This window comes from Thalassobacterium maritimum (assembly GCF_031127805.1).
GTDB lineage: Bacteria > Verrucomicrobiota > Verrucomicrobiia > Opitutales > Coraliomargaritaceae > Thalassobacterium > Thalassobacterium maritimum.
Genome location: NZ_JARXHW010000013.1, coordinates 80,400 through 103,895, shown reverse-complemented (window position 1 = coordinate 103,895; position 23,496 = coordinate 80,400). Strand labels below are relative to the sequence as shown.

The 23,496-nt window shown below is 50.5% G+C and carries 17 protein-coding genes; 15 read left to right on the top strand and 2 right to left on the bottom strand.

Annotated features, from left to right (window positions below; translation table 11 throughout):
• Positions 1-361: 361 nt before the first annotated feature.
• The 4 genes from QEH52_RS07765 (at position 362) to QEH52_RS07750 (ending at position 5,402) form a co-directional block, all read left to right on the top strand.
• Positions 362-1,483, top strand: coding sequence for a putative glycoside hydrolase (locus QEH52_RS07765; protein WP_308949535.1), 1,122 nt, complete (start codon positions 362-364; stop codon positions 1,481-1,483).
• Positions 1,484-1,531: 48 nt separating this feature from the next.
• Complete coding sequence (locus QEH52_RS07760; protein WP_308949534.1) at positions 1,532-1,900, top strand: hypothetical protein; 369 nt, start codon at positions 1,532-1,534, stop codon at positions 1,898-1,900.
• A gap of 182 nt (positions 1,901-2,082) precedes the next feature.
• Entirely contained in the window at positions 2,083-3,939 is a 1,857-nt protein-coding gene (locus QEH52_RS07755) for a sulfatase (RefSeq protein WP_308949533.1), read from the top strand.
• 20 nt (positions 3,940-3,959) lie between these two features.
• Positions 3,960-5,402 (top strand): sulfatase family protein, encoded by a 1,443-nt coding sequence (locus tag QEH52_RS07750; protein WP_308949532.1) that lies wholly within the window; start codon positions 3,960-3,962, stop codon positions 5,400-5,402.
• A 128-nt stretch (positions 5,403-5,530) separates the two neighbouring features.
• Here QEH52_RS07750 and QEH52_RS07745 read toward each other — a convergent pair whose 3' ends face one another.
• Both QEH52_RS07745 and QEH52_RS07740 read right to left on the bottom strand, forming a co-directional pair.
• Positions 5,531-7,597 (bottom strand): sensor histidine kinase, encoded by a 2,067-nt coding sequence (locus tag QEH52_RS07745; RefSeq protein WP_308949531.1) that lies wholly within the window; start codon positions 7,595-7,597, stop codon positions 5,531-5,533.
• Between the two features lie 104 nt (positions 7,598-7,701).
• A complete protein-coding gene (locus QEH52_RS07740; RefSeq protein WP_308949530.1) occupies positions 7,702-8,355 on the bottom strand; it encodes a response regulator transcription factor in 654 nt (217 codons plus the stop codon).
• 145 nt (positions 8,356-8,500) lie between these two features.
• Here QEH52_RS07740 and QEH52_RS20705 point away from each other — a divergent pair, with 145 nt between their 5' ends.
• The 11 genes from QEH52_RS20705 (at position 8,501) to QEH52_RS07690 (ending at position 23,282) form a co-directional block, all read left to right on the top strand.
• Positions 8,501-8,686, top strand: coding sequence for a glycosyl hydrolase family 95 catalytic domain-containing protein (locus QEH52_RS20705; RefSeq protein ID WP_425609282.1), 186 nt, complete (start codon positions 8,501-8,503; stop codon positions 8,684-8,686).
• A 50-nt stretch (positions 8,687-8,736) separates the two neighbouring features.
• Positions 8,737-9,195, top strand: a complete 459-nt coding sequence (locus QEH52_RS07735) for a sulfatase-like hydrolase/transferase (protein ID WP_308949536.1) — start codon at positions 8,737-8,739, stop codon at positions 9,193-9,195.
• A 207-nt stretch (positions 9,196-9,402) separates the two neighbouring features.
• Positions 9,403-10,965 carry a hypothetical protein gene (locus tag QEH52_RS07730; RefSeq protein WP_308949529.1) on the top strand — a complete coding sequence of 521 codons (1,563 nt, stop codon included), beginning with the start codon at positions 9,403-9,405 and terminating at the stop codon, positions 10,963-10,965.
• A gap of 21 nt (positions 10,966-10,986) precedes the next feature.
• On the top strand, positions 10,987-12,573 hold the full coding sequence (locus QEH52_RS07725) for an alpha-L-fucosidase (RefSeq protein ID WP_308949528.1): 1,587 nt from the start codon (positions 10,987-10,989) through the stop codon (positions 12,571-12,573).
• A gap of 47 nt (positions 12,574-12,620) precedes the next feature.
• Positions 12,621-14,159 carry a sulfatase family protein gene (locus QEH52_RS07720; protein WP_308949527.1) on the top strand — a complete coding sequence of 513 codons (1,539 nt, stop codon included), beginning with the start codon at positions 12,621-12,623 and terminating at the stop codon, positions 14,157-14,159.
• A 49-nt stretch (positions 14,160-14,208) separates the two neighbouring features.
• Complete coding sequence (locus QEH52_RS07715; RefSeq protein WP_308949526.1) at positions 14,209-15,780, top strand: arylsulfatase; 1,572 nt, start codon at positions 14,209-14,211, stop codon at positions 15,778-15,780.
• A 108-nt stretch (positions 15,781-15,888) separates the two neighbouring features.
• Positions 15,889-17,649, top strand: a complete 1,761-nt coding sequence (locus QEH52_RS07710) for an arylsulfatase (protein ID WP_308949525.1) — start codon at positions 15,889-15,891, stop codon at positions 17,647-17,649.
• Between the two features lie 133 nt (positions 17,650-17,782).
• Positions 17,783-19,354 (top strand): sulfatase family protein, encoded by a 1,572-nt coding sequence (locus QEH52_RS07705; protein WP_308949524.1) that lies wholly within the window; start codon positions 17,783-17,785, stop codon positions 19,352-19,354.
• Positions 19,355-19,557: 203 nt separating this feature from the next.
• A complete protein-coding gene (locus tag QEH52_RS07700; RefSeq protein ID WP_308949523.1) occupies positions 19,558-20,526 on the top strand; it encodes an alpha-L-fucosidase in 969 nt (322 codons plus the stop codon).
• Positions 20,527-20,978: 452 nt separating this feature from the next.
• Positions 20,979-21,161 carry a hypothetical protein gene (locus QEH52_RS07695; RefSeq protein ID WP_308949522.1) on the top strand — a complete coding sequence of 61 codons (183 nt, stop codon included), beginning with the start codon at positions 20,979-20,981 and terminating at the stop codon, positions 21,159-21,161.
• Between the two features lie 705 nt (positions 21,162-21,866).
• On the top strand, positions 21,867-23,282 hold the full coding sequence (locus tag QEH52_RS07690; RefSeq protein WP_308949521.1) for a sulfatase family protein: 1,416 nt from the start codon (positions 21,867-21,869) through the stop codon (positions 23,280-23,282).
• Positions 23,283-23,496: the final 214 nt, after the last annotated feature.

Below are 23,496 nucleotides of genomic sequence, written 5' to 3'. Positions count from 1 at the left end.
ATGGAATCTAGCCTCCGAGCGACTGGGCTGATGCGGGCGTGACAAGTCGCGCCCCTACGTTCTGACCGCCCGAACCGCTTAAGTCCGTGCCATTCGGGTCATGTCATTACCTTTGTGGTGCGTCATTGACTTAGTTTGTGACGGGCTGCGCCATTGACGTAGTTTAGCTAAATGCTTTTCATCGCAACACCGATTTTTAAGAAGCAAGCCAGCGGTGGGCATGGGAACGTTGAACATCGAACGTCCAACGTCCAATGATGAATGTTAGAGAGTGGCGATCGCATAAAGGGTAGGATGTGCTCGCTTTTAATGATCAGATCGAAGTGAATCTAGGAACAAACACCCCATAGAAAGTTGATTTATGAAGAAATTGTTGAAGATCTCCTTAGCCTTGCTTTTGCCGTCTTCTGTGCTCGTGAGTGCTGCGCAGAATGTCCCGTTTGATTGGGATACCGTTCCTGTCTATGCACATTTGGCAAATATGTCGGATGATTTTACTCCAGAACAACTGGATTTTCTCGCTGAAAATTTCGATTTAATCACGATTGAGAAAGGTCACGCTAAGCGGAAGCACGGCAGCACAGAGAAGGGATTCGCGCTTGCCGTGGATGAAATCAAAAAGCGCAACCCGGAGGCGAAGGTGCTGTTCTACTGGAATTCCAGCATAAAGATCGGCGGATATGATGCGATCGATGATTTTCCGCAGGACGGCGAACTGCTCAGTAAGGACGGGGAACTTCTGCGTATTTTCAGCAGTACGTTCAGTGATCTGTCACAGCCGGAGGTTCAGCGTTGGTGGTCGGACACAGCCAGCAGAGCCGTGCACGAGTTGGGGGCTGACGGTGTGTTTATCGATGCCATCGGCAAGTTTAGTAATCATCGCCGGCGCAAGGTGCTGACGCCCGAAAAGATTGAAGCATTGAATAATGGGCTCTGCGCGATGGTCGAGGAGACGCGTCGCCAAGTCGGCTCATCTAGCATTCTCATTCAGAATGGTGTTTCAATGGACCCTGAGAATGTCGGTGCCAGACTCCTGCAGGTGACGGATGGCGCGATGAAAGAGCATTTTGTCAGCGCTAAACCTGGCAAGAAAGAGGCACTGGCCGAAGATATTGAGGTGCTGCAGGCCATCGCCAAGTCTGGTAAGCTGTTAGTGATCAAAGCGTGGCCGGGCTTTGATTGGCGGGATAAGGAAATTATGCAGATATCGCGCGAGGAACGCATACAAATGGCGCGCGAAGCTATTACATTCCCGTTGGCCTGCTATCTACTGGTCGCGGAAGCATATTCATATTTCTGTTATACTTGGAGCTATCAGGGGAATGATACCGGCACCTTTGTCACCTATCCGGAATTTGATAAACCCTTGGGCCCTCCGCTGGGGGATGCGCAACGCAATGGCTGGAAATATACACGTGACTTCGCGCACGCTTCGGTCTTTGTCGACTTGGAAACCTGGTCCGCGAGCATCGATTGGAAATAAGCCTGCGCGAGTGCGTGTAGTGATCCCTAAGCTAGTCTTTATTCTGATGTGGCTGGCGAGATTGTTTGGATCTATCAGATCGCGTCTTATGTCGGAGCGGAAGATCAAAAGCGAATCTTTGAGGGGAATATCGCTCCGCCGACTAAATTAATCAATGTTCAGCGTCCAAGTGAGACGATTTTGCTGGCAGAGACGACGCAACCAGAGACCAGAAAGGGCAGGGGGAATGATTATTTTATATCGGTTGGAGCAGGGGTTTATAACCCGAGCACTGCAGAGGATTTGTTGCCTGATTCAGCCTATATTGGCTTTAGCACCAGGCATGGTGATCGTGGGAATGCGGCTTTTGTGGATGGGTACGTGGAGGCATTCGCGATCGGTGAGATGAAGCAAAAACACGTCTATTTGGAGGATTAAATTACTACTAAGGTATATCAACACTTTTACGTCACCTCACGTATACTATGGATACACAATGTGATTTCGATCTGCTATATTAGGGCTCTGCTTTGCATTAACAATAAGCTGTTAATCCGGCACCCTAATTCCTCAATAGACACCTGCACATCCGTGTGCTGGCGTCTTAAACGCATAAAGTTATGAAATCCAAGCATTTGATTCTATGTTTGTGCGGCCTTTGGCTCGCGCTCTTGACGACAACGCTAACTGCTGCGCCGCGGCCTAATATCATCATTTTTTATGTGGATGACCTGGGCTGGCAAGATGTGCAGCTCAACGATGTGGACGACCCTTGCGCGTTTGAGACGCCGAACATCGTGAAGCTAGCTGAATCTGGCATGAATATCACCCAGGGCTATTCGCCCGCACCGACTTGTTCACCCTCGCGTGCGGGGATTATTACCGGGCAGCATCCCGCTAAGATTGGTCTGACGCATGTCAGCTTGGGCGCATTGACCAGCGGTAAAAAGAGCGATCCCTTGCTGGAGCCTTATCTGCAGGGGCATTTGGACCTCAATATTTTAACTTTGGCGGACGCGTTGAAGGCCAACGGCTATCGCACCGGGCACTCCGGCAAATGGCACGTCGGACTAAACGCTGCCAGCTACGGCTTTGATGTGGTCAATCAGGACCGTGGTCCCCATCGCGGCATGGGGGATCGCACCAAAGGTTTTGCGACGGCCAAGGATAAGCAGTATCCACTCAGTAAGGAGAAGTATCCCCCGTTCAGCGAGAAGAAGCCCGAGGGCATTTCCTATCCCTACGATGAAGTAACCGAGTCGGCCTTAAAATTCATCGACGAGAGCGGCGAGCAACCATTCTTCCTGAATCTCTGCCATTGGATGGTTCACTGGCCGGTCTTAACCCGCAACGGTGAGCTGCTCGAATATTACTGCGACAAATTTGGTCAGCCCTTTCCGCCTAAACCCGGTGACATGACCTTGCCAGGGCAGCAGAACCCTTATTTCGCCGCCATGGTGACCACAGTCGACTGGAGTCTCGGGCGTATCGTGGACTACCTGGAAAAGACTGACGATCCTCGCAATCCAGGGAAGAAGTTGATCGAGACGACATATATCTTTTTCTCGTCCGATAATGGTGGCGTGGAAACGCACGGCAAAGAAATCATTTCTGATAACGCGCCCTTGAAATATGGTAAAAAGCATTCCGAAGAGGGCGGCGTGCGGGTGCCCATGGTGATTGCCGGGCCAGGGATTCCACAAGGCAGTCAATTTGACGGCCTCATCAATCAACTCGATTATTTCCCCACCATCCTGAATTTGACGGATGCAAAAATCGCAGCGAAGGACGCGAAAGAACTCAGCGGGCTCGATATTACGTCGGTCCTGCAAGGCAAATCCAAGCAGGTGCTCGATGCATCGGGGAAGGCGCGCGATTATTTGTTCTGGCACTTCCCGCACAATAGCATGCAGAGCATGAAATCCGCGATCCGCAGCGGTGATTTTAAACTGTATAAGCGTTATTTCACCAACGACTACGAGCTGTATCAATTGGAAAAGAATGGCCAGCGCAACGACTACGAAGAGATGAACGATCTGGCGCAGAATCCGGAGTACAGCGCAGTCGTCGAGCGCCTGAGTGCCATCTTGGAAGCTGAGCTCGTAGCCAATCACGCGGAGGGCCCTTATTTGAATCCGAATTACACAGATAAAAAGACACCGTCTGCGGACTTAGGGGATTCCAAATTTGATCGTGGCAGTCGTCAGGCGACGCTCTCAACCAAGCCTTCCGGCCCAGCCATTGAAAAAGCCTATGTGATTTATCGTCCGGAAAATCCGGGACAGAAGCATCGGGATCGGAATTTCGAAAGCAAGCCCAGTGATATTGAGCTTCCGGGCATGCGTGAACCTGCCAGCATTAGCGCCGATGGCTATAGCGTGCGTGCAAGTATTCCTGAGGATATCAATGCTTACTGCTTTATGGTCATCGATGTGAATGGCTATTTGCACTACAGTCCAACCGTGGCAGTTAAATAGTTATTCTACTTTGTAAATTGATGAACATAAAATCCACAATAGTTCGGACTCTGTCCTTTGTATCCCTTTTGCTCGTTGCTCAGGCTGAGGAGACGAAGCCAAACGTCCTGTTTATTTTTTCTGACGATCAAGTGTATGAGGCGATCGGAGCCTATGGTCTGATTGATATCGATACGCCGAATCTGGATCGCCTGGCAAATGAGGGCACGAGCTTTAGCAAGGCCTACAATATGGGTGCCTGGACGGGCGCCATCTGTCGCGCCAGTCGCTCCTCCATGAATTCAGGTCGATTTATTTGGCAGGCTGAAGCGGCCAGCCAAGCCATTGGGAAGGGAGCGCTTCAAAGCTGGTCTCAGCTGATGGCTGAACGAGGCTACGAAACCTACATGTCGGGCAAGTGGCATGTGCCGGAGGTGAGTGTGCCGAAGGTCTTTGATCACACAGGCACTGTGCGAGCTGGCATGCCGAAGCAAACGCCCAGCGGTTATAACCGCCCTAGGAATGCCGCGGATTATGAGCAGGGCTGGAAGCCTTGGGACACCAGCAAGGGAGGCTATTGGCTGGGGGGCAAGCACTGGAGCGAGGTCTTGGCGGATGAAGGCGTCGGTTTCATCGAAATGGCAGCCAAGAAAGAGCGTCCGTTCTTCATGTATTTGGCCTTTAATGCGCCGCATGACCCGCGCCAAGCACCCAAGGAATATATCGAGCGTTATCCATTGGAACGGATCCAAGTGCCTGAGAACTTTGTGCCTCAATATGCGGACCAGGGTAATAAGGGAGTGCCGATCATTCGCGATGAGAAATTGATGCCCTTTCCGCGGACGGAGTATGCGGTGAAAGTGAATCGTCAGGAGTATTATGCGCTGATTACGCATATGGATGAGCAGATCGGGCGAATTCTTGCTGCGCTGGATGCGTCCGGTAAGGCGGATAATACCTGGATTATCTTTACATCAGACCATGGACTGTCGCTGGGCCATCATGGCCTAGTGGGGAAGCAGAACATGTATGAGGATGCCATGGCCGCACCGTTTATCGTGTGGGGGCCGGGGGTGAAATCCGGTCAAAAATTGGACACCCCCATTTACATTCAGGATGCGATGGCGACTGCCTTAGACATCGGCGGAGAGGTGCCCGAAGGTATCGATTTCAAGAGTGTGCTTCCCTTGTTGAATGGCAGCAGCGAGCAAATTCACGATTCGATCTACGGTGCTTACATTGATACCCAGCGCATGCTGCTGCAGGATAGCTGGAAGCTGATTGCCTATCCTAAGTTGAAGAAGGTCAAACTTTTCAATCTAGAGAAAGATCCGCAGGAGATGCATGATTTGTCTCAGAATCCTGAATACGCGGAACGACTGCAGATGATGATTCAATCACTCGAGGATCGCATGGACAGCCTCGGAGATCCGATGGAGTCACTCTCAAAGGCAAACTACCCGAAAAAGAAGAAAACAAGGTAGAAGATCACTAGTCGCTTCGTATCCCGTGTTGGTGCAACAGATGGCCCAGAGTTTGGCGCAGTGGCGTGAGTCCTGTGAGCAAAGTGATTTGGGGCAGGATTATGTTACAAAAGTCGAGGAATAAGAGCTTATCGAGGGCTAATTGTAAGCCGAAGCGTCATTCCTTGATTCGGTTGCGATTGTATTTTTAATGCGCCGTTTAGGTCTTTTGCACGTAGTTTAAGTGTGCGTAGCGTGCTTGGAGCGGCTAGTTGATCTTTGCTCATACCAATTCCATTGTCCGAGATCTTCAGTTCTATTCTGCCAAGATGCTCCTTTAATGAGATGGTGACCTGTGTGCATTGGGCATGGTGTTGAATATTGTAAAGTGCCTCTTTGTAGTAGAGTAACAAGCCTTTCCGAAGGAGGGGAGAGGTTAGTGTCTTATTAATTGTAGGGTCGAGTTGTAGTGAATATTCGATATCAAAGAGTGATAGTTGGGTGAGTTCTTCGATGTGTGGAACTATGTTCTGTGCTCGGCCGATACGTGGGGCTGTTGTGTGCAGCACTTCCCTTAGTCCAAAAGCGCTTTCTTTAGTGAGTTTGAAGATCGCTTTGAGTCGATCTGTGAGCTCTGCTTCCTCAATTTGATCCATTAAGAACTCGGTGTGTAGGTTGATTGTGCCGAGGTTACTTCCCACGTCGTCGTGGAGATCACTGGCGATGCGTTCGCGTGTGTCGCGTATCTCACGTTTGACTTTCATGCGGTGATGGATCGTCAGATAGAGTGCACAAAAGATAATTAGTAAAGTCAGACCGATCGTACTCATTAAGGAGTAATTTCTGACTTTGTGCAGTAGAGTTGTTTGTGTGGCCGTTAGAAGACTCTTTTCCTCTAGTAAGCGCAGGCGTAAGTTAAGCCCTTTGAGCCACTCCCGGTGAGTGAGGATTTTGCCCGATTGGGTCATTCCATCATAGGCAGCTTGATTGGACCAGAAGAGTTGAATGCCGAATGGATCGCTTAGGCCTTGCGCGATTCTGGGCTTGTTCTCTTGGGTTGCAGTAATTTTGGCCGTTCGAGGGAGTGGAACACCTCGGTAAAGGGGAGTGACTTCGCTAATTTGAATCCAGGGCCTGGAGCGCTCTGTGGGTTGTGAGGATTCAATGAAGTTTAAACGCACGCTACGTGCTGTGGTGGGTGGAAAATGAACAATGTGTGGGTTTAAGCCTGGATTTCTGAAAGGAGTGTCCAGATAGCGCTCGTTACTTTGCAAAATATTTTGTGCCGCATCCAATAGTTGGACCGTGAAACGAATCGGAAACGCTTGGCCTGGCTTATAAATGACTGCAGGGTCGATGCGCACACCATCAATTTTCTGATCTTCAGGGTACTTGATCGTAAAACTTCTGGCAGGGCTATGGATGCGATCTTTGGTGACGATGGTTAAGCCCAAGCCGCCAGCAGTTCGAGGGCCGATTTCCGGCAGGCCTAGTGGTGTTTGTTCATCCGTTAGGTAATCTCGTGAAAAGACGCGGTAGCCTTCACGGCTGCTATTGACAGTAATTTTAGCCCGTGGGGCAATATTGGCATTCGTAGAGAATATGAATATTTCAGAGAAGCCGCCCGCATATTGATTGTTTCCCATTCGCTTGGGTAAATTGCTAAATACAATATTGCATTCTTGGGTCTGAATGGGATCAAAGCTGACGAATTCTGGCAATGAGTTTTGAATCTCCTGTTGTGAGTCGTTCAGTTCTGCCAGAATTTTCCATGCTCCGTTAACTTTTGCTCGTATTTTGATAGAGCCTGGCCAATAGGCATTTTCGGTTAAGCCAGCCTCATCGCCGAGGTAGAGTCGTAAGGGGACGAGCGCGATCGCATCGATTGTAGCCGTTTTGTCCCAAGTGAAGTTTAGTTGCGTTTTTTTTAAGGCGGATTTTTGCCATGCTGTCAGGTAGCCACCGCTTCCCGTGGGTTCACCACCATAAGGAATGGGAAGAGTGTCGAGCTCTGCTTCGATTTCTCGCAGACGGTTTTCATTCTCGCGGTAAGATTTTAGGAGTCGATTTGCGATTTCGCGTTCCCAAGCAAGTTGCTTCGCTGTGGCGTCGAACGATTCCGGATTCTTTACCGACGAATCGCTCCAATGCGCCTCCGTTGCTATATTAATCTCGTCGACAGCGACGAGCCGGAGTGACGTTAGTACTGATAACATCAATACTAAGTAGTTAAGCGTGTGCCGAAGCATAGGATTCGAGGAGCTGGGCAAGTGTTGATTCGTAAAAAATACTACTCGCTTCTTGTGAGCTGGCTGATGGCCTAGATGATGTGCATCGCAGCGGCTTTGGTGATTGCGCCGGATACATTGTGCACATGTAGTTTCCGATAAATGTTGCGAACATGACTGTCGATGGTGTGACGGCTGATATTTAATTGATCCGCTATTTCGATCCGAGTCGATCCATCGGCGAGTTTGCGGAGCACTTCGACTTCACGCTCGGAAATTTCGGCCTCGTTCGTTTGTGGTTTGAACGCACTAAAGGTTGCAAAAACCATTTGGGCGATGTCGGCGCTGAGGGGAGCGATGCCATTGTGAGCATCTTCGATGCCCTGTATGATCGACTTTATGCCCGAAGCTTTCATTAGATAGCCGGACGCACCGGCTCCCAGTGCTTGGAATACCCGCGTTTTATTTTCGAATACAGTCAGAATCAGCACTTTTGCCTCAGGTGCCAGCTCTTTGAGTCTGGGGATCGCCTCGATGCCATCGATTCCTGGTAAGCCGAGGTCGAGCACAATAATGTCAGGAGACGACGATTGACTTAAATGTTCAAAGGCATCTTCTGCATTAGAGAATGCGGAAAAACAACTGAGTGTTGGTGTTCGGTCGATTGCCGTGCGTAGCGTATTTCGGAAGTCGGCATGGTCTTCGATGATGCAAACATTAATCGGGAGAGAGGGTTGCGTAGCCATAAGTGAGTGATTATGAAAGTTTGAACTGACTAGTAGGACAAGGCTAATAGCGCCATTAACTTATTCCAGTGAACAGCGAGCCGAGTTAGATGGGGGATCACTTTCGTGGTCATATTAGCGAGAACGCTTATTTTTTACATTTTTTTTGCGATATTCTTCTACTTCGAGCTTGCGATGCGGCACTGGTGACAAAGCGCTCTGGTTTTATCGTTTTCTAAATGTCGCGAGAGCCTACCCAAATCTCTTTGATTTCCATCCTCCGTTTCAGATTGATGGTAATTTTTGTGGCCCTGCGGGTGTCTGTGAAATGCTCAGCAAACACCCCCAATAAATTGAATACAATGAAACGATTATCACTCTAAAAGCGGAGGGCGTTATGCACTGCATCCCGATGAGATTACCTTCGCGGAGCTACTCAAGCCGGCGGGGTACCGCACCTTTGCCGTCGGCAAATGGCATCTGGGATTCAATGTGGAGGGGGCGCATCCGATGGATCAGGGATTCGATTCATATTATGGATGCCCTCACAATTATGGCGACCAATCCCAGGCCACAGGTCAGGCACTGGTTCGTGATCGGGAGATCGAGAAGGAGGTCTCGTTTCAAGAGCTTACGCAGAGCTACAACCGGGAAGTCGTTAATTTCATCGAACGGCAGTCGAAGGAACAGCCGTTTTTCATCTATATGGTACACCAGATCGCGCATTCACTCATTCTGCCGAGTCAGGACTTTAAGGGCTCTACCAACAAAGGCATTTATGCGGATTTCGTGAGCGAGCGGGGCTTCAGCCCGCGTCATGATAGCTGCTGTGGATCGGCGGGCGTGCACCCAAGGCCATAATAAACAAGTCGCGCCCCGACCTATGACAACGTCTATCAAAACTCACACCTCAATGTTTTTGATATGCTCTCCTAGTTGTCCGACTAATATATCGAATTTAGAGCTATCCTAAATACCGCTCGTCACGTGAACTCGGGATGGTGCGAAGTCCATTTTGGCTGTATGATAGCAGAACGATTCAAGTGCATAGCCGAATCGTAATATATTATGAAAAATACCCTAATGATACCCCTGATACTTCTGAGCTCCGCTTCAGCTCTTGCGGGCGAGGCATGGACCATTGATACACAAGCGGACTGGGAGCAGGCGATTGCTTCACACAATCAGCTTGAGTTGAAAGATGGTATGGCCTCGCCAACGGCGGAAACCGCGACTTTTCAAAGCGCTCTTAAACGTTTCAACCAGAAGCGCTCGGCTGAGTCGATTACCTTTGAGCAATCACCCGCTTGGTTGAACTGGGAGCCGACTGAGAATATCGGCACTGCGAGTATGGCGGATGCACCAGTGCTTTTGAGCCTCGGGCCGGATGATTACTGGATGTTTGCGAGATATCGTGCGTCAGGCTCGAGCAGCGCGGTGAAGAAGGGAAAACAGCAGGGGCAGGAAGGTGATAAGGAGATTCCGGCAGCGCCATTGCCCCCCTTCGAAGCGGAGTCGGTGACACTGGAAGGCTTCGATGTCGAATTGTTGACTACGCGAAACTCGAATGAATTTACTGCACCGGGCGGGCTCAAAAAAAGTTTGGGTGGCTATCATGCTTGGCAAAGTCGCGATATGGTCAATTGGGTACACCACGGACCCATTACTGAGAACTTTTCGCGGTGGATGACCACGGCAGAGTTTGTCGATGGAAAAGCCTATTTCTATTATGACTTTCCGAATGACCAAGATCCTCATCTCTACATTGACGAGGATTTAACGGATGGTGTGCCGGGTAAGAATATGGGAATGGCTTTTAAGGATCCGTCACATGGTTCGGACTGTGCCATAATTCGTGATCTGGAGGGCAAGTTTCATATCATTTATGAAAACTGGGATCCGATCAATGCTCGAACCCACGCATGGGATTCGCCATTGGCGGGGCACGCTGTGAGTCCAGATGGGCTCAATGACTTTCAGATCTTGGCACCCGCGGTGGATGAGCGCACCACGCCGACTGGAGTCATGAAGACTTATACGCATCCACATTGGAAAAAAGAAGACCCAGAGAACTATAAGACCAGCACGGCTGAATACGAGGTTCACACTCCGGAACAAAATGCTTACGGGGATTGGGCCTCGATCAGTGTGGGTGGGCAATATTATCTTTTCGCTGACTACGATCCTGCAGGCGAGCATGGCAGCACCTCAATGAGCGTGGCTATGTTTACATCGTCTAGCTTGGACGAGCCCTTTACTTTTTTCAATCATGTGGGCAGAGGGCATCCAGATCCCGATGTGTGTTTTGCCGAGGGGCGTTTTTACTTAGCGACTCAGCAGAACTCTGATTTTGTCAGCCCCGGTCCATGGGTGGAGACGGTCGAAGTGCGCGTCGGTGTGGATACCGACAACGATGCTAAGGTCGACCAGTGGACCGATTGGCAAACCGTCAAGGAAAGCTACGACTACACGCCCGGCTTCGCCAAGCAGGTGCAAAAAACATCCGCAAGTATGGATCTATCCGGATTACCTAAAGGCTACGGATTTCAGTTCGAAGTAAAAATGGCCGATACAACGGCCAACCAGTCAAAGCCAGTCCTGGATAAAGTGATGCTGTCGTTTGCTAACTGAATTTAAGGAAGGGAATTTAAAATGAAATTACCTAAGGTCATACTCTCGCTCGTGACGCTCACGTTGTTCGCGCAAGTCAATGTAAACGCGGATACCACGAGCCAAGCCTACGACGGTTCATGGGAGTCGTTGCAACAGATGCCAGTGCCGGCCTGGTTTGATGACGGCAAGATCGGTATCTTCATCCACTGGGGGCCATACAGTGCCATCGGCTATCGCAAGGGTGGGCGCGGCTATGCAGAGCATGTTCCGAAGTTGTTTTATGCTGACCCGAAGCATTACCGCCCCTATATGAAGGAACGCTGGGGGGCGACTCCGCCGGAGTTTGGTTACAAAGACATCATACCTGAGTTTAAAGCAGAGAATTGGGATCCCGATGCTTGGGCCAAACTGTTTAAGGAAGTGGGTGCGCATTATGTAGTGATGACTGCGGAGCACCACGACGGTTGGGCTAACTGGGACTCGGATTTAACGCCATGGAACGCAGTCGATATGGGGCCTAAGCGTGATTTGGTAGGTGACCTAGGAAAGGCGCTCAAGAAGCAGGGGCTCAAATATGCGCCGTCCTATCACCGCGAGCGCCACCAGAGCTTTTTCGCCAAGAAGCAGTATGTCGTCGACGCAGTGCCCCAGGACGCGATCGCTGAAGAAATCAAGCGCGTGCCGGAAGCTGCATTGCTCTATGGACCGTTTGGAACAAGCAAGGAGTTTGTCGACAGCTATGTGGCTCGTTGGAAGGAAATTCAGGAGAAATACCAGCCTGATATGTTGTGGATGGATGACTTCCCGATTTACACACGCGATGGCAACAATGTTCGTCAGGGGATCGCACGTCCGGAGGTCAAATACTTCGATGATCAGGTCCGTCTAATGATTACCGATTTCATGAATGACGCAGCGTCTCGTGGGCAGCCAGTTTATGTGAACAATAAGGGAGGTAACCGCAACTGGCCTGACGGTGTCGGCTGTCTGGAAAAAGATAACCTTAAGCTCAAGGTCATCGGTCCCAAGTGGCAGAGCTGCACGACTTTTGGCACCTCCTTTGGTTATCTTGAAGGTGATAAATACAAGACGGTTCAGGGGGTGATCCACGAGATGATCGAGGTGATCAGCCGCAACGGTAATTTCCTAATCAACATCGGACCGAAAGCCGATGGCACCATTCCCCAGCCGCAAGTTGATCGTCTACAAGCGATGGGCGACTGGCTCCGAATTAATGGTGCCGCTATTTATGGCAGCCGTTACTGGAAAGTGAGCGAGCAGAAGGATGCGCATTTGGCCTTTACCACAAACGGAACTAAGCTCTACGCGATCAAACTAGATAAACCCACGGAGGCATTCACCATTACAGGAACGGCTGGCTGGACGACAGATCAGATTCAAGGAGTTCGATTGCTCGGTTCCACCGCTCAGATTGATTGGCAGATGACTCCGGAGGGCATACGCATTGCGTCACCGTCTGACTTGGGCGCGAGCCAGTATGCTTGGACCTTTGAGATTCAAACGACTGCCGAGCAACATACGCCAAACGTGATCGTGCGTGATGCAGATCGCGCGTTGAAGGGCACGAAGAAGGTCGATCTCGAGGGCAATGTTCGAGCTAAGTAAATATTCGAAGATAACTCTACTCTGAGCTGCACAAGCAAATGAAAACTATGAAAACATGTATTTTGCGTCTATTGATCACTGCGATTTGTGTGAGTGCTTGGGGTTCTACCGCAGCAGCGAATAAGCCGAATATCATCTATCTGATGGCGGACGATCAGAATTTCGGGTCGATCGGCATTTATGGTAATGCGGAGGTGCAGACGCCTCAAATGGATAAGCTGGGGCGTGACGGTGTGGTTTTTGATCGGCATTATAACACGACCTCTATCTGCATGGCGAGTCGCGCCAATGTGATGACTGGCATGTATGAATACAAAACCGGCACCAATTTCGAGCATGGAGATATGACGCCCGAAATCTGGGCGAAGTCGTATCCGGTGCTACTGCGGGAAGCGGGCTATTTGACGGCTTTTGCCGGGAAGTTTGGTTTCGAGGTGGAGGGCTACGGTTATGACTGCGCTGAGTTTTTCGATGTCTGGGGAGGCGGCCGGGGGCAAACGAGTTACAAGACGGCGGCGAACAAGTCGATGGCCAAGTATGCCAAGGAGTATCCGCATTCCACCCTGTCTTACGGAGCTTTTGGTCAGGATGTCATCAAGGCCGCGGCGGACCATGGCAAGCCGTTCTGTCTGTCGATTAGTTTCAAAGCCCCGCACAAACCAGAGCAACCGGATCCGCAGTTCAACGATGTGTATGCAGGGAAGACTTTCACCAAGCCAGCGAACTTTGGGCGTGAGAACGGAGAGCACCTTTCTGAACAGAGTAAGCAAGGCCGGCAGTATCCGCGGTTCAAGGATTGGGGCTATGCAGATAACTACGACAAAGTTATGGCCATCTATTACCAACAGATCTATGCGATTGATGTGGCGCTGGGGATGATTCGCGAGGAGCTAGAAAGGCAGGGTCTCTCCGATAATACGGTGATCATCTACACCAGTGACAACGGCTTCCTTTGTGGGGCGCATGGCTATGGCTCAAAAGTCCTGCCGCTGGAGGAATCGTCACGCGCGCCACTGATGATCTATGATCCCCGTAGTGGATCCGGGCACGGGAAACGCAGCGGTGCATTGACGGGCAATATCGACTTCGCCCCGACGATTCTGGAACTTGCGGGATTACCGGTGCCGGAAAACATGGATGGCGTGAGTTTGCTCCCACTGCTCAATGAGCCCGGAGGCGACGTGCGCGAGAGTCTGGCGCTGATGAATCTGTTCGGAGACCAGCCGACCCAGAGTCTGACGATGGTCACCAAGGACTGGAAATACACCTACTGGTGGTATGGCGACAAATCGATGCAACCGGTGGAAGAGTTGTTTCACCTGTCGAAGGACCCTGGCGAGATGACCAACCTAGCGTCAAATCCAGAAGCCAGTCAGATGCTGGAAGCAATGCGTGCGAAGTATGACCGGCAGCTCGGTCATTGGGAGGACGAGGGCGTTTCCTATAACCATTATGCGCAATACACAGGTATATTCGACCGCTCCGTTCCCTGGCATGAAAAGAAGCTCGACCGCCTCATCCACGGTAAAGAACCGATTCATTGGTCAGATAAGCAGAAAGGCTCGGAGAAGCGTCGGAAGAAGTAGACATCGATCCTGTTTCTGCCCGCCGGGCAGCAATCCACCATTATAATTCATGAAAAAATATTTTATCATCCTCGCATTCGTAACTGGATTAGCTTCCTGGTCAGGAGTCCTTACACTCTTCGGCGAGGAGAAACCCAATATAATCTTAGTCATGACGGATGATCAGGGCTACCCGGTCGTGGGGGCTCACGGTCATCCATGGATTGAAACTCCCGTTCTCGATAAGATGTATGAGAACTCCGTGCGTTTTGACCGCTTTATGATGGGGTCTACCTGTGCCCCCAGCCGAGCAGGTATCATGACCGGGAGTCACTCCATCAGAAATGGTGTCACTCACACCATCTACGAGCGCGAACGCTTGAACCTAAAGGCGACTACCATAGCAGAGGTGCTTAAGCCCGCAGGTTACTCCTCAGGATATTTCGGAAAGTGGCATCTCGGGGATGAGGAACCATACCAACCGGAAAACCGAGGGTTTGATGAAACCTTCATCCATGGAGCTGGAGGAATCGGACAAGCCTATGCAGGATCCTGTGCCGATGTTCCTAATAATAAATACTTTGATCCGGTGTTCAAAGAAAACGGCAGCTTTGTAAAAACGAAGGGCTATTGCACCGATATCCTTTTCCAAGCCACTCTTGCTTGGGTGCAAGAGATGAATGAGAAGGATCAACCTTTCTTCGCACTGCTCTCTACGAATGCCCCACATAGCCCTTTCATTGCGCCTCCCGAATATCAGAAAAAATTTGAGGAGCTAGGCTTTAATAGCAAAGTTGCGGGCTTCTATGGTATGGTCGAGCACATTGATTATAACATGGGGATTCTCTTCAAGAAATTGGAAGAGTGGGGAATGATGGACAACACCATCGTAATATTCACCTCAGATAATGGGATGACTCGAATCGGCTGTGGTCTCAAAGGCTTTGGGGGGCGTCCACAAGTCAAACTTGGTAAAAGTAAAAGTGGTGAACCCATGATGTCCTACAATGCAGGCATGAAAGGCTTAAAGGGCACCGTGGATGAAGGCGGAGTGCGTGTTCCTTTCTTCGTCCAATGGAATAAAACCATCCAGGAGGGACGCACAGTGGAAACGGTCGCGAGCTACCTCGATATTCTCCCGACCCTTGCTGACATCGCGGGCGCAGAGCTACCCGAGGGGCACCTATTTGAGGGCCGAAGCCTCACTCCTTTTCTGACTCAAGAAAACCCGGAGTGGTCAGACCGCTACCTCTTCCAACACGTCACCAGATGGGATCAAGGTGTAAACCCTGACGACTTTAAGTGGAAGAAATTCTCTGTCCGTAACCAGCGTTTTCGTCTTGTAGAAAATTCTAACTCCAAAAAGGGCAAAAAAGAACTGGATGCTGAAGGTGTTGAAACAGTGCAAGTCGCACTCTACGACATGTTAAAAGATCCAGAACAGAACAACGATGTCTCCAGTGAGTATCCTGAGGTCGTCGCAGAAATGTTAAAGGGATACGAAGCCTTCTGGGATAGTGTCCGCCCTTGTATGATCAATGATGGTGTGCCGCTGGCAAAAGAGAAGCCGTTCCATGTCGACTATTATGCACAAGAAAAGAGTCGCGGAATTCCCGACTGGAAAGCCCCCGTATTAAAGTAAGAGCTGTTCTATTCGGGAAGCTCCAGAAACATCAAAGCCAAGGAAGAAAAAATGAAAATAAGATCGTTCAATCGGCTGGTAGCTAGGGCTGCCCTTGTATTTTGGTCAATGGCTGTCCTTGTTTCAGCGGCCGACCGGCCAAATGTGATTTTGGTGATGACGGACGATCAGGGCTACGGCGACCTCAGTTGCCATGGCAACCCGATCTTGAAAACTCCGGAGCTCGATAAGCTGCATGCAGAATCGATTCGTTTTACGGACTTTCATGTGAGCCCATTTTGCACGCCGACGCGGGCCTCGTTGATGACTGGACAGCACGCGGGCCGAACGGGAGCGTATCGCACCACCGGCGGTCTTTCGATCCTTTACCGCGAAAAGAAGACAATCGCGAACCTCTTCGCGGACAATGGCTATGCGACGGGAATGTTCGGCAAATGGCACCTTGGGGACAATGCACCTCAGCGCCCGCAGGATAAGGGTTTTCAGGATGTGGTCTGGCACCGTTGCGGTGGGATTGGTCAAGGCTCCGATTATTGGGGCAACGATTACTTTGACGACACCTTTGAGCGGGTGACTCCGGGCAGTCGGATCGGCTCATTTGAGAAGTTCGAAGGTTACTGCACTGATGTGTTTTTCCGTGAAGCATCCCGTTTTGTGGAGCAGAACAAAGAGAAACCGTTTTTTCTTTATCTGGCGTTGAATGCGCCGCACGGGCCTTACTACGTGGCACCGGAATGGGAGCAGCCATATAAAGACAACAAGGCTGTCGTGAATTCTGCGTTTTACGGTATGATCGCAAATATTGACTGGAACATGGGACTTTTCCGTAAACAGCTCGATGAGTTGGGGCTGGCGAAAAATACCATTTTTATTTTCATGACCGACAACGGAACGGCCGGGGGAGGAAAATTTAGTAGATACCAAGATTCCCCGCCTATGGCCGGTTATAACGCTGGGATGCGAGGCCGAAAATCATCAATATATGAAGGTGGGCAGCGGGTTCCTTTTTTCATTTATTGGCCAGAGGGCGAGCTGACTGGAGGCAAAGATGTTGAAACGCTTGCAGCTCATCTGGATGTGATGCCCACCCTTGCTGAATTGTGCGGGATCGACTTGCCGGAAGCGTATGATGTCGACGGACTGTCACTGGTGCCGCTCCTTAAAGGGGAGAAGGATGCCTGGCCACGGGAGCATCTCGTGATCCAGCATCACGGAGGTAGAGGGTATACTTCGCCGCTGAATGAACCCTTTGCGGATACGGTTGTGTTGACCGAAAAATGGCGCTTGGTCAATTCATGGCGCGAAACGCCGCGTCATAGTTTTAAGCTCTACGATATCGAGAATGATTTCGCACAGGAGAAAGATGTTTCTCAAGAACATCCCGAAGTAGTGGAACGCTTGAAGGAGCTCTATCAGCCGTTTTGGGAAGAGGTTTCTCCGGTTTTTCTGAATCGGCTAGCGCGTGTTGACTTAGGGAATCCAGACCAGAACCCAACCGAGCTCTGTGCTCAGGATTGGGTCATGGAAAAAGGGTATCCGCCTTACAGTTTTAAGCAGATCAAAAAACTGCCGAAAGTGACGGCTCCATGGATGGTGCATGTGAAGCAGGCAGGACGCTATCGTTTTACCTTGCGACAGTGGCCGGAAGCGGCGGGTAAACCAGTGGTGGCAGTGCGCGCCAAATTAGAAATCGCCGGTCAAACCAAGGAAGTCTCGGTTGAGCCCGGTAGCACGGGCGTCGTGATCGATTTGGATCTGCCAGCTGGGTCGACTGAGTTGCTTACCTATCTTTACAATCAAGCGGGGAAGATGGGCGGTGCCTATTTTACCGAAGTCGAGTGGCTTGGCGCAGGTGCTGTAGAACTTTGAGGGCCACGTTCGAAATGTATGAAGATGGATCCGTTTCGCCTGAATCTGTCGCACTTTTGAAAGAACTTAAGGTATTGATTCGTCAGAAATAGCTGACGATGTCGTCATCACAAATAAAATTGAGAATTCGCATATGAAAGGAATCAAACAGTTTAAAAGAATGCAGGGGTTGATTTTTGGGGGGCTTCTGGGCGTCGCATGTCTCGCCAGTGCCTCTCAAAAACCTAATATTGTTTATATCTTGGCCGATGATCTGGGCTACGGAGATGTGCATTCTTTAAATCCGGAGCGATGTCAAATTCAGACCCCGCACATGGATGCAGTGGCGCAATCGGGGATGATTTTTACAGATGCACACACGACATCCTCGGTCTGCACTCCGACTCGCTACGGAATTATGACAGGGCGCTATAACTGGCGCACTTGGAAGCAGGAACATGTCCTGGATGGCTATGATCGTCCGTTGATTCCCACGGATCGTCTGACTGTTCCCGCGTTACTGCAAGCAAACGGCTACAGGACCGCGATGATCGGTAAATGGCACCTGGGTTTGGAAATCGCTACCATCGATGGAAAACCCGCAAAACCGAGTCGGCAGATCAAGCAACTAAATGGTGAGGGGCCATTGGACCCGGCAAAGCTTTCGAATATTGATTGGACTGGGACGATCCAAGGCGGGCCAGTTGATCTCGGCTTCGACTCTTGGTTTGGAATTACAGCTTCGCTCGATTTCCCTCCCTATGTTTGGATACGTGACCGTCATTGGCAAGGGGCGGGGACTTATGTCAAAGCATTTAGACGGCCCGGGCCAGCCACTGAGGACTTTGAGGCCATCGATGTCTTGGATACATTGGCAGCAGAATCGGTGCAATTCATCTCCGAATATCAGAGCGCAAAACCATTCTTCCTTTATCTCGCTTTGCCTTCTCCACATACGCCCATCGTTCCAACCAAATCTTGGCAGGGAAAAAGTGGTATCGGCAAGTATGGTGATTTTGTGATGCAGACGGATGACCTGATTGGGCAAGTGCTTCGAGCCCTTGAAGATCGGGGAATGACAGAGAATACACTACTGATTGTGACCAGTGATAATGGCTGCTCCAAGGCTGCGAATATTCCTAATCTACAGAAGCAAGGTCACTTTCCGAGTGCGCATATGCGGGGTTCTAAGGCAGACTTGTGGGATGGTGGGCATCGTGTGCCCTTTCTGGTGAAATGGCCCAAGGTGATCGCAGCCGGGAGTGTTTCGGATGTGCTGACCTGCCAGACTGATTTACTCGCCACTTGTGCCGAGTTGATCGGTGTGCAACTGCCTGCGAACGCGGGGGAAGATAGTGAGAGCATTCTACCGGCTTTCACCGGAGAGACGCCTGAATTTTCTCGTAAGGGGATTATTCATCACAGTGTGAGTGGTCACTTTGCCTACCGTCAGGGGAAGTGGAAATTACTGCTCGCGAAGGGCTCTGGTGGGTGGACAGCACCGACGGAGAAGATGATGTCCAGCCAAGCGGATGCTCCCATCGCTCAACTATATGATCTGGAGCAAGACCCCGGCGAAACGGTGAACCTATACAGTTCGCAGTCCGAAATCGTTGAGCGTTTACTACAGCAACTGGAGACAGATGTGGCGCGAGGGCGCAGCACTGCGGGCCATGATCAGGCGAATGACACGGCAGAAATCCAGCTATGGAAGAGCGGCCAATAATCACTCGAATGATCCCATTTGTAGGCACTGAACAATTGACTGAACATGATTAATCAAACTGTGAAATTCTCTCTACGGAGCCTGCTAGTCGCATTGGCTTTACCTCTAATCGCTGCTGCACAGGCGACGAAAGGTGCGGATCAAAGTACGGGCCGAGCGGCCTGGTTGGATGAGGCTAAATATGGCATGTTCATTCATTGGGCTTGTATTACTCTCAGACGCAGGACTGGGAATTTCCCGACGGCGCGGGCAGAAAGTGGGATCCCTCGCAAAAGGGAGATTTTCGGAACTATATCGATACGAAAAGCCTGCCTCAGTTGAAAGAAATTTTAACTAAGTATGATCCTGCAATTATTTGGTTTGATACTCCGCATGCAACCGACGCAGCTTTAGCGCGTGAATTTGAGCAGCTTGTGCGATCAATCAGTCCGGATACAATTATAAACAGTCGTGTCCTCTACCATGGTAATCAGGTTGAAGGTTTGCGGCAGGAGCAGTTGGATGAGCTGGTAGATATCGGCGTCGATTTTCTCTCTTATCGCGATCGAACCATTCCGCCTAAAAGTCCGTGGGAATATTGGGAAACCTGCATGACTTTGAATGGTGCCTGGGGCTACAATGCCGAAGACAATAATTGGAAAACTCCGCAGCAGGTGATTATGCAGCTTACAGAAGTCGTCAGCAAAGGGGGGACTTTTCTGCTGAATGTTGGGCCGACTGCAGATGGAGTGATTCCGGAACCCGCCGTCCAGACTCTGAAAGAAGCCGGGGCCTGGTTGCAGGTGAATGCTGAGTCCATCTATGGTGCGCGCGGCACGAATTTTGAGGGACAGGGAGATTTTATCACGATTTCTGCCGCTGATCGAGAGGCCTTGGAAAAAGAGGCCTTGGCGACGGGCGCGGGTAAAGCGAAAAAGGGACATCGACAAAAGGATTATGCATGGCTTGCGACCGGACGTGCCGGAAAGCTCTATCTGCATTTATTCAAGTGGCCCAGTGATCCATTGGTGCTGGATGGATTTGACGACGAAAAGGTCACTAAAGCTTATTTTCTGGCAGATTCGAATCGTCAGAATATCGAGCTGAAGCAGGCGGGGGGAGTCCTGACGATTGATCTGCCAGAACAGGCATTGGACCCCATCAGCACCGTGGTCTGTCTGGAATTAGAGTAACTGAGGGATGCATTTTTCTGCCAGCAGATCGATGGCGACTCAAATAGCTAGATTATACCCAATCGAAAAAAGTTTGGTCCTAATAGATATGTCTTTTGTAACCTCGGTTCTCGGAACCGGGGCGATGCCGATATGTCTTTTGTAACCTCGGTTCTCAGAACCGGGGTGATGCCGATATGTCTTTTGTAACCTCGGTTCTCAGAACCGGGGTGATGCCGATCCCCCCGACTGTGTCCTGGATAGCCGAAGGCGACGCACGAAAACAAAGTTTCGAGGCTACGCAAAGCCCAAGCTTATAGATCATATATTCTTAGAAGTGGTATTATGCCGTCGGATCGTTGCAACGATACTGAATTTCGAAAAGGCCAGTATCTCTGCCTCTGTTGGGATTGATTGATTTGTTAGTTTTCCTGAACGTTTGAATTTGTGAAAAAGTAGCGAAGTAGACGGGTGTGAATTTGACCGTCGCAGGAACGAATGAGGGATCAGCTGAGGCTCCTGCCAACACTACTGCTTTTGCAGATGGATCTGGGCAAGGTGGTAATGCCGATTCAGGCATTTATGGTGATTGTCTGGCTCTGCTCGGAGGTGTGTTTGCACTGACTTCTGTGATGCTTCGCCGTCGCAGAGCTTAAATAGTCGCTCGCCTATCTATTTTTCAAAAGCCTGACGGATTCGATCTGTCAGGTTTTTTTGTGTGTAGATATTTGAAAATTAGAACTATGAAACTCTGGATTTACTTTATCCTAAAAAAGATGATTAGAGAAGTGCCATGGGGTTAGCTATTGGATGCAGTTTGTTGTTCACGGCATCGCGGGCCGTTGGTGTCCTGTTTCAGTGTAATTGCTCATTTGAGGAATTGTGTAATCCCTCAAATACTGGAATCGACCTTGTCGAATGTAGGCTGTAATCTCTTAGTATCCCTTATATAAGGGATATCGCTTTGGGCTAAGATTTGATATTCTGACTGCTTTCCTTTGGGGCAAACCACTGCTTTGTCTCGAATGCTCCTTCCCCTGCACATGTCTACACACACATTAATCGCTTCTGTGTTCGCTTTAAGCTGTGCGTTTTCTCTGAATTTGGTTTCGGCGAGAACTGCGCCGCCTAATTTCGTGGTGATTTTCTGTGATGATATGGGCACCAGGATTTGGGCTGTTTCGGTGCGCCGAAGATTAAGACGCCGCGTATCGATCACATGGTGGATGAGGGGATGCGACTGCTGCCTTTGGTCAGCGGGATTTGGCGGGCCATCTACAGTCGAACATGGCTGGATTATCTAGAAGTGCATTATCAAGCGGTGAGACTATTTTACTATAAAACTATATTATAATTATACTATGAAAATCACCGATCGATCACTCGCACGTTCCTTTCTGGGATTGTGCCTCGCAGCTTTGCCGCTTTTCGCTCAGGCGAAAGAAGAGCCGAAACAACCACCTGTGGTGAGCTTGTCGAAACCAAATATCGTCGTGGTCATGGCGGACGACATGGGCTGGGGCGATTCGGGCACTTACGGGCATCCCGTCATTCAATCACCGAATCTGGATGCCTTGGCTGCGCAAGGGGTTAAGTTTACCCAAGGCTATTCCGCAGCCGGGGTTTGCTCGCCTTCACGTTCCGCCATACTCACAGGACGCACTCCTTATCGTAATGGCGTCTGGCGTCACTTGTCTGGCGTGCATCAAGCGCATCTACGCGCCAGCGAGATCACGTATCCGGAGCTCTTGCGCGAAGCTGGCTACCAGACCTGTCACGTCGGCAAATGGCACCTGCTTTCCAGACAACAGTTCGATAACCCTGACTATCCACAAGTGGGGGAGCAGGGCGGTTTCGATTACTGGTTTGCGACTCATAACAACGCCGACCCCAGTCATAAGAATCCTAATAACTTCATTCGCAACGGCGAGCACGTCGGTGAACTGGAAGGCTACTCCGCACCGCTCGTCGCCGATGAAGCCATTCACTGGATCAACGAACTGCGGGACCCCGAGAAACCCTTCGTCATGTCCGTATGGTTTCACGAGCCACACAAGCCCATCGCTACTGACATCAAGTTTTCTTCGCTCTATCCCAACGAATCCGAACGGGACGCCACTTACTATGGAAATATCACACAGCTGGACTATGCCCTCGGCGAGGTCATGAAAGCGCTCGACGCCAATGGATTGACCGACAATACCCTGTTGATCTTCACCTCCGACAATGGCCCCGTCCCCTCATCCGGTGGTGATTCCGGAGGCTTACGTGGCAATAAGCGCAACGACTTCGAAGGCGGCATCCGCGTGCCTTTCCTCGTCCGCTGGCCTGGGCACATTGAGCCCGGCACTGTGAGCGACACACCCGTCATCGGCACCGACATTTTTTCGACTGTCTTGGACATAGTCGATGTTCCAGCACCGCAGGACCGCACCATCGACGGCGCCAGCATGCTGCCCGTCTTTGCAGGCAAAGAAGCGAAGCGCGAGATTCCGATGTTTTGGCGCACACACGTGTCTTCACCAGAAGATCGCGTTGCCATGCGCCTCGGCGATTGGAAGATCGTGGGCAACGACACGCTTACAAAATTCATGCTCTTCAACGTGCAAGAAGACAGTCAGGAGAAAAAGGACCTAGCCTCCAGCATGCCCGAGAAGCTTGACGAGATGAAGCGCCTGCTGGTCAAGACATGGAATGACATCAACGCCGAAGGCCCCAACGAATGGTGGGAGGGTGAGCGCAACAAGCCCGGCAAAGGCGCGAAGCTTAATTATTAGGGGAAGGGCAGGCGACTGCCTGGCTCGATCATTTTTGCATCTATTGGTGGCGTGTCCGCTTGTCGGACGCACCTCAAACACAGTAATAGGCAGAATCATTAGGGGCAAAATCATTCCTCTGAGACGATGGTCTTGTTACTTCAGCAATGATTCTGCTTACTTACGTCGGGCCCGCTTAAAAGCTCATCGCTTTTGAGGAACAGTTAGTCATTTC

What these genes read in the sequence shown, in the direction of transcription:
- QEH52_RS07765 (WP_308949535.1), top strand. Translation starts at nt 362, where the DNA reads ATGAAGAAATTGTTGAAGATCTCCTTAGCCTTGCTTTTGCCGTCTTCT.
- QEH52_RS07755 (WP_308949533.1), top strand. Translation starts at nt 2,083, where the DNA reads ATGAAATCCAAGCATTTGATTCTATGTTTGTGCGGCCTTTGGCTCGCG.
- QEH52_RS07750 (WP_308949532.1), top strand. Translation starts at nt 3,960, where the DNA reads ATGAACATAAAATCCACAATAGTTCGGACTCTGTCCTTTGTATCCCTT.
- QEH52_RS07745 (WP_308949531.1), bottom strand. Translation starts at nt 7,597, where the DNA reads ATGTTATCAGTACTAACGTCACTCCGGCTCGTCGCTGTCGACGAGATT.
- QEH52_RS07740 (WP_308949530.1), bottom strand. Translation starts at nt 8,355, where the DNA reads ATGGCTACGCAACCCTCTCTCCCGATTAATGTTTGCATCATCGAAGAC.
- QEH52_RS07730 (WP_308949529.1), top strand. Translation starts at nt 9,403, where the DNA reads ATGAAAAATACCCTAATGATACCCCTGATACTTCTGAGCTCCGCTTCA.
- QEH52_RS07725 (WP_308949528.1), top strand. Translation starts at nt 10,987, where the DNA reads ATGAAATTACCTAAGGTCATACTCTCGCTCGTGACGCTCACGTTGTTC.
- QEH52_RS07720 (WP_308949527.1), top strand. Translation starts at nt 12,621, where the DNA reads ATGAAAACATGTATTTTGCGTCTATTGATCACTGCGATTTGTGTGAGT.
- QEH52_RS07715 (WP_308949526.1), top strand. Translation starts at nt 14,209, where the DNA reads ATGAAAAAATATTTTATCATCCTCGCATTCGTAACTGGATTAGCTTCC.
- QEH52_RS07710 (WP_308949525.1), top strand. Translation starts at nt 15,889, where the DNA reads ATGGCTGTCCTTGTTTCAGCGGCCGACCGGCCAAATGTGATTTTGGTG.
- QEH52_RS07705 (WP_308949524.1), top strand. Translation starts at nt 17,783, where the DNA reads ATGAAAGGAATCAAACAGTTTAAAAGAATGCAGGGGTTGATTTTTGGG.
- QEH52_RS07690 (WP_308949521.1), top strand. Translation starts at nt 21,867, where the DNA reads ATGAAAATCACCGATCGATCACTCGCACGTTCCTTTCTGGGATTGTGC.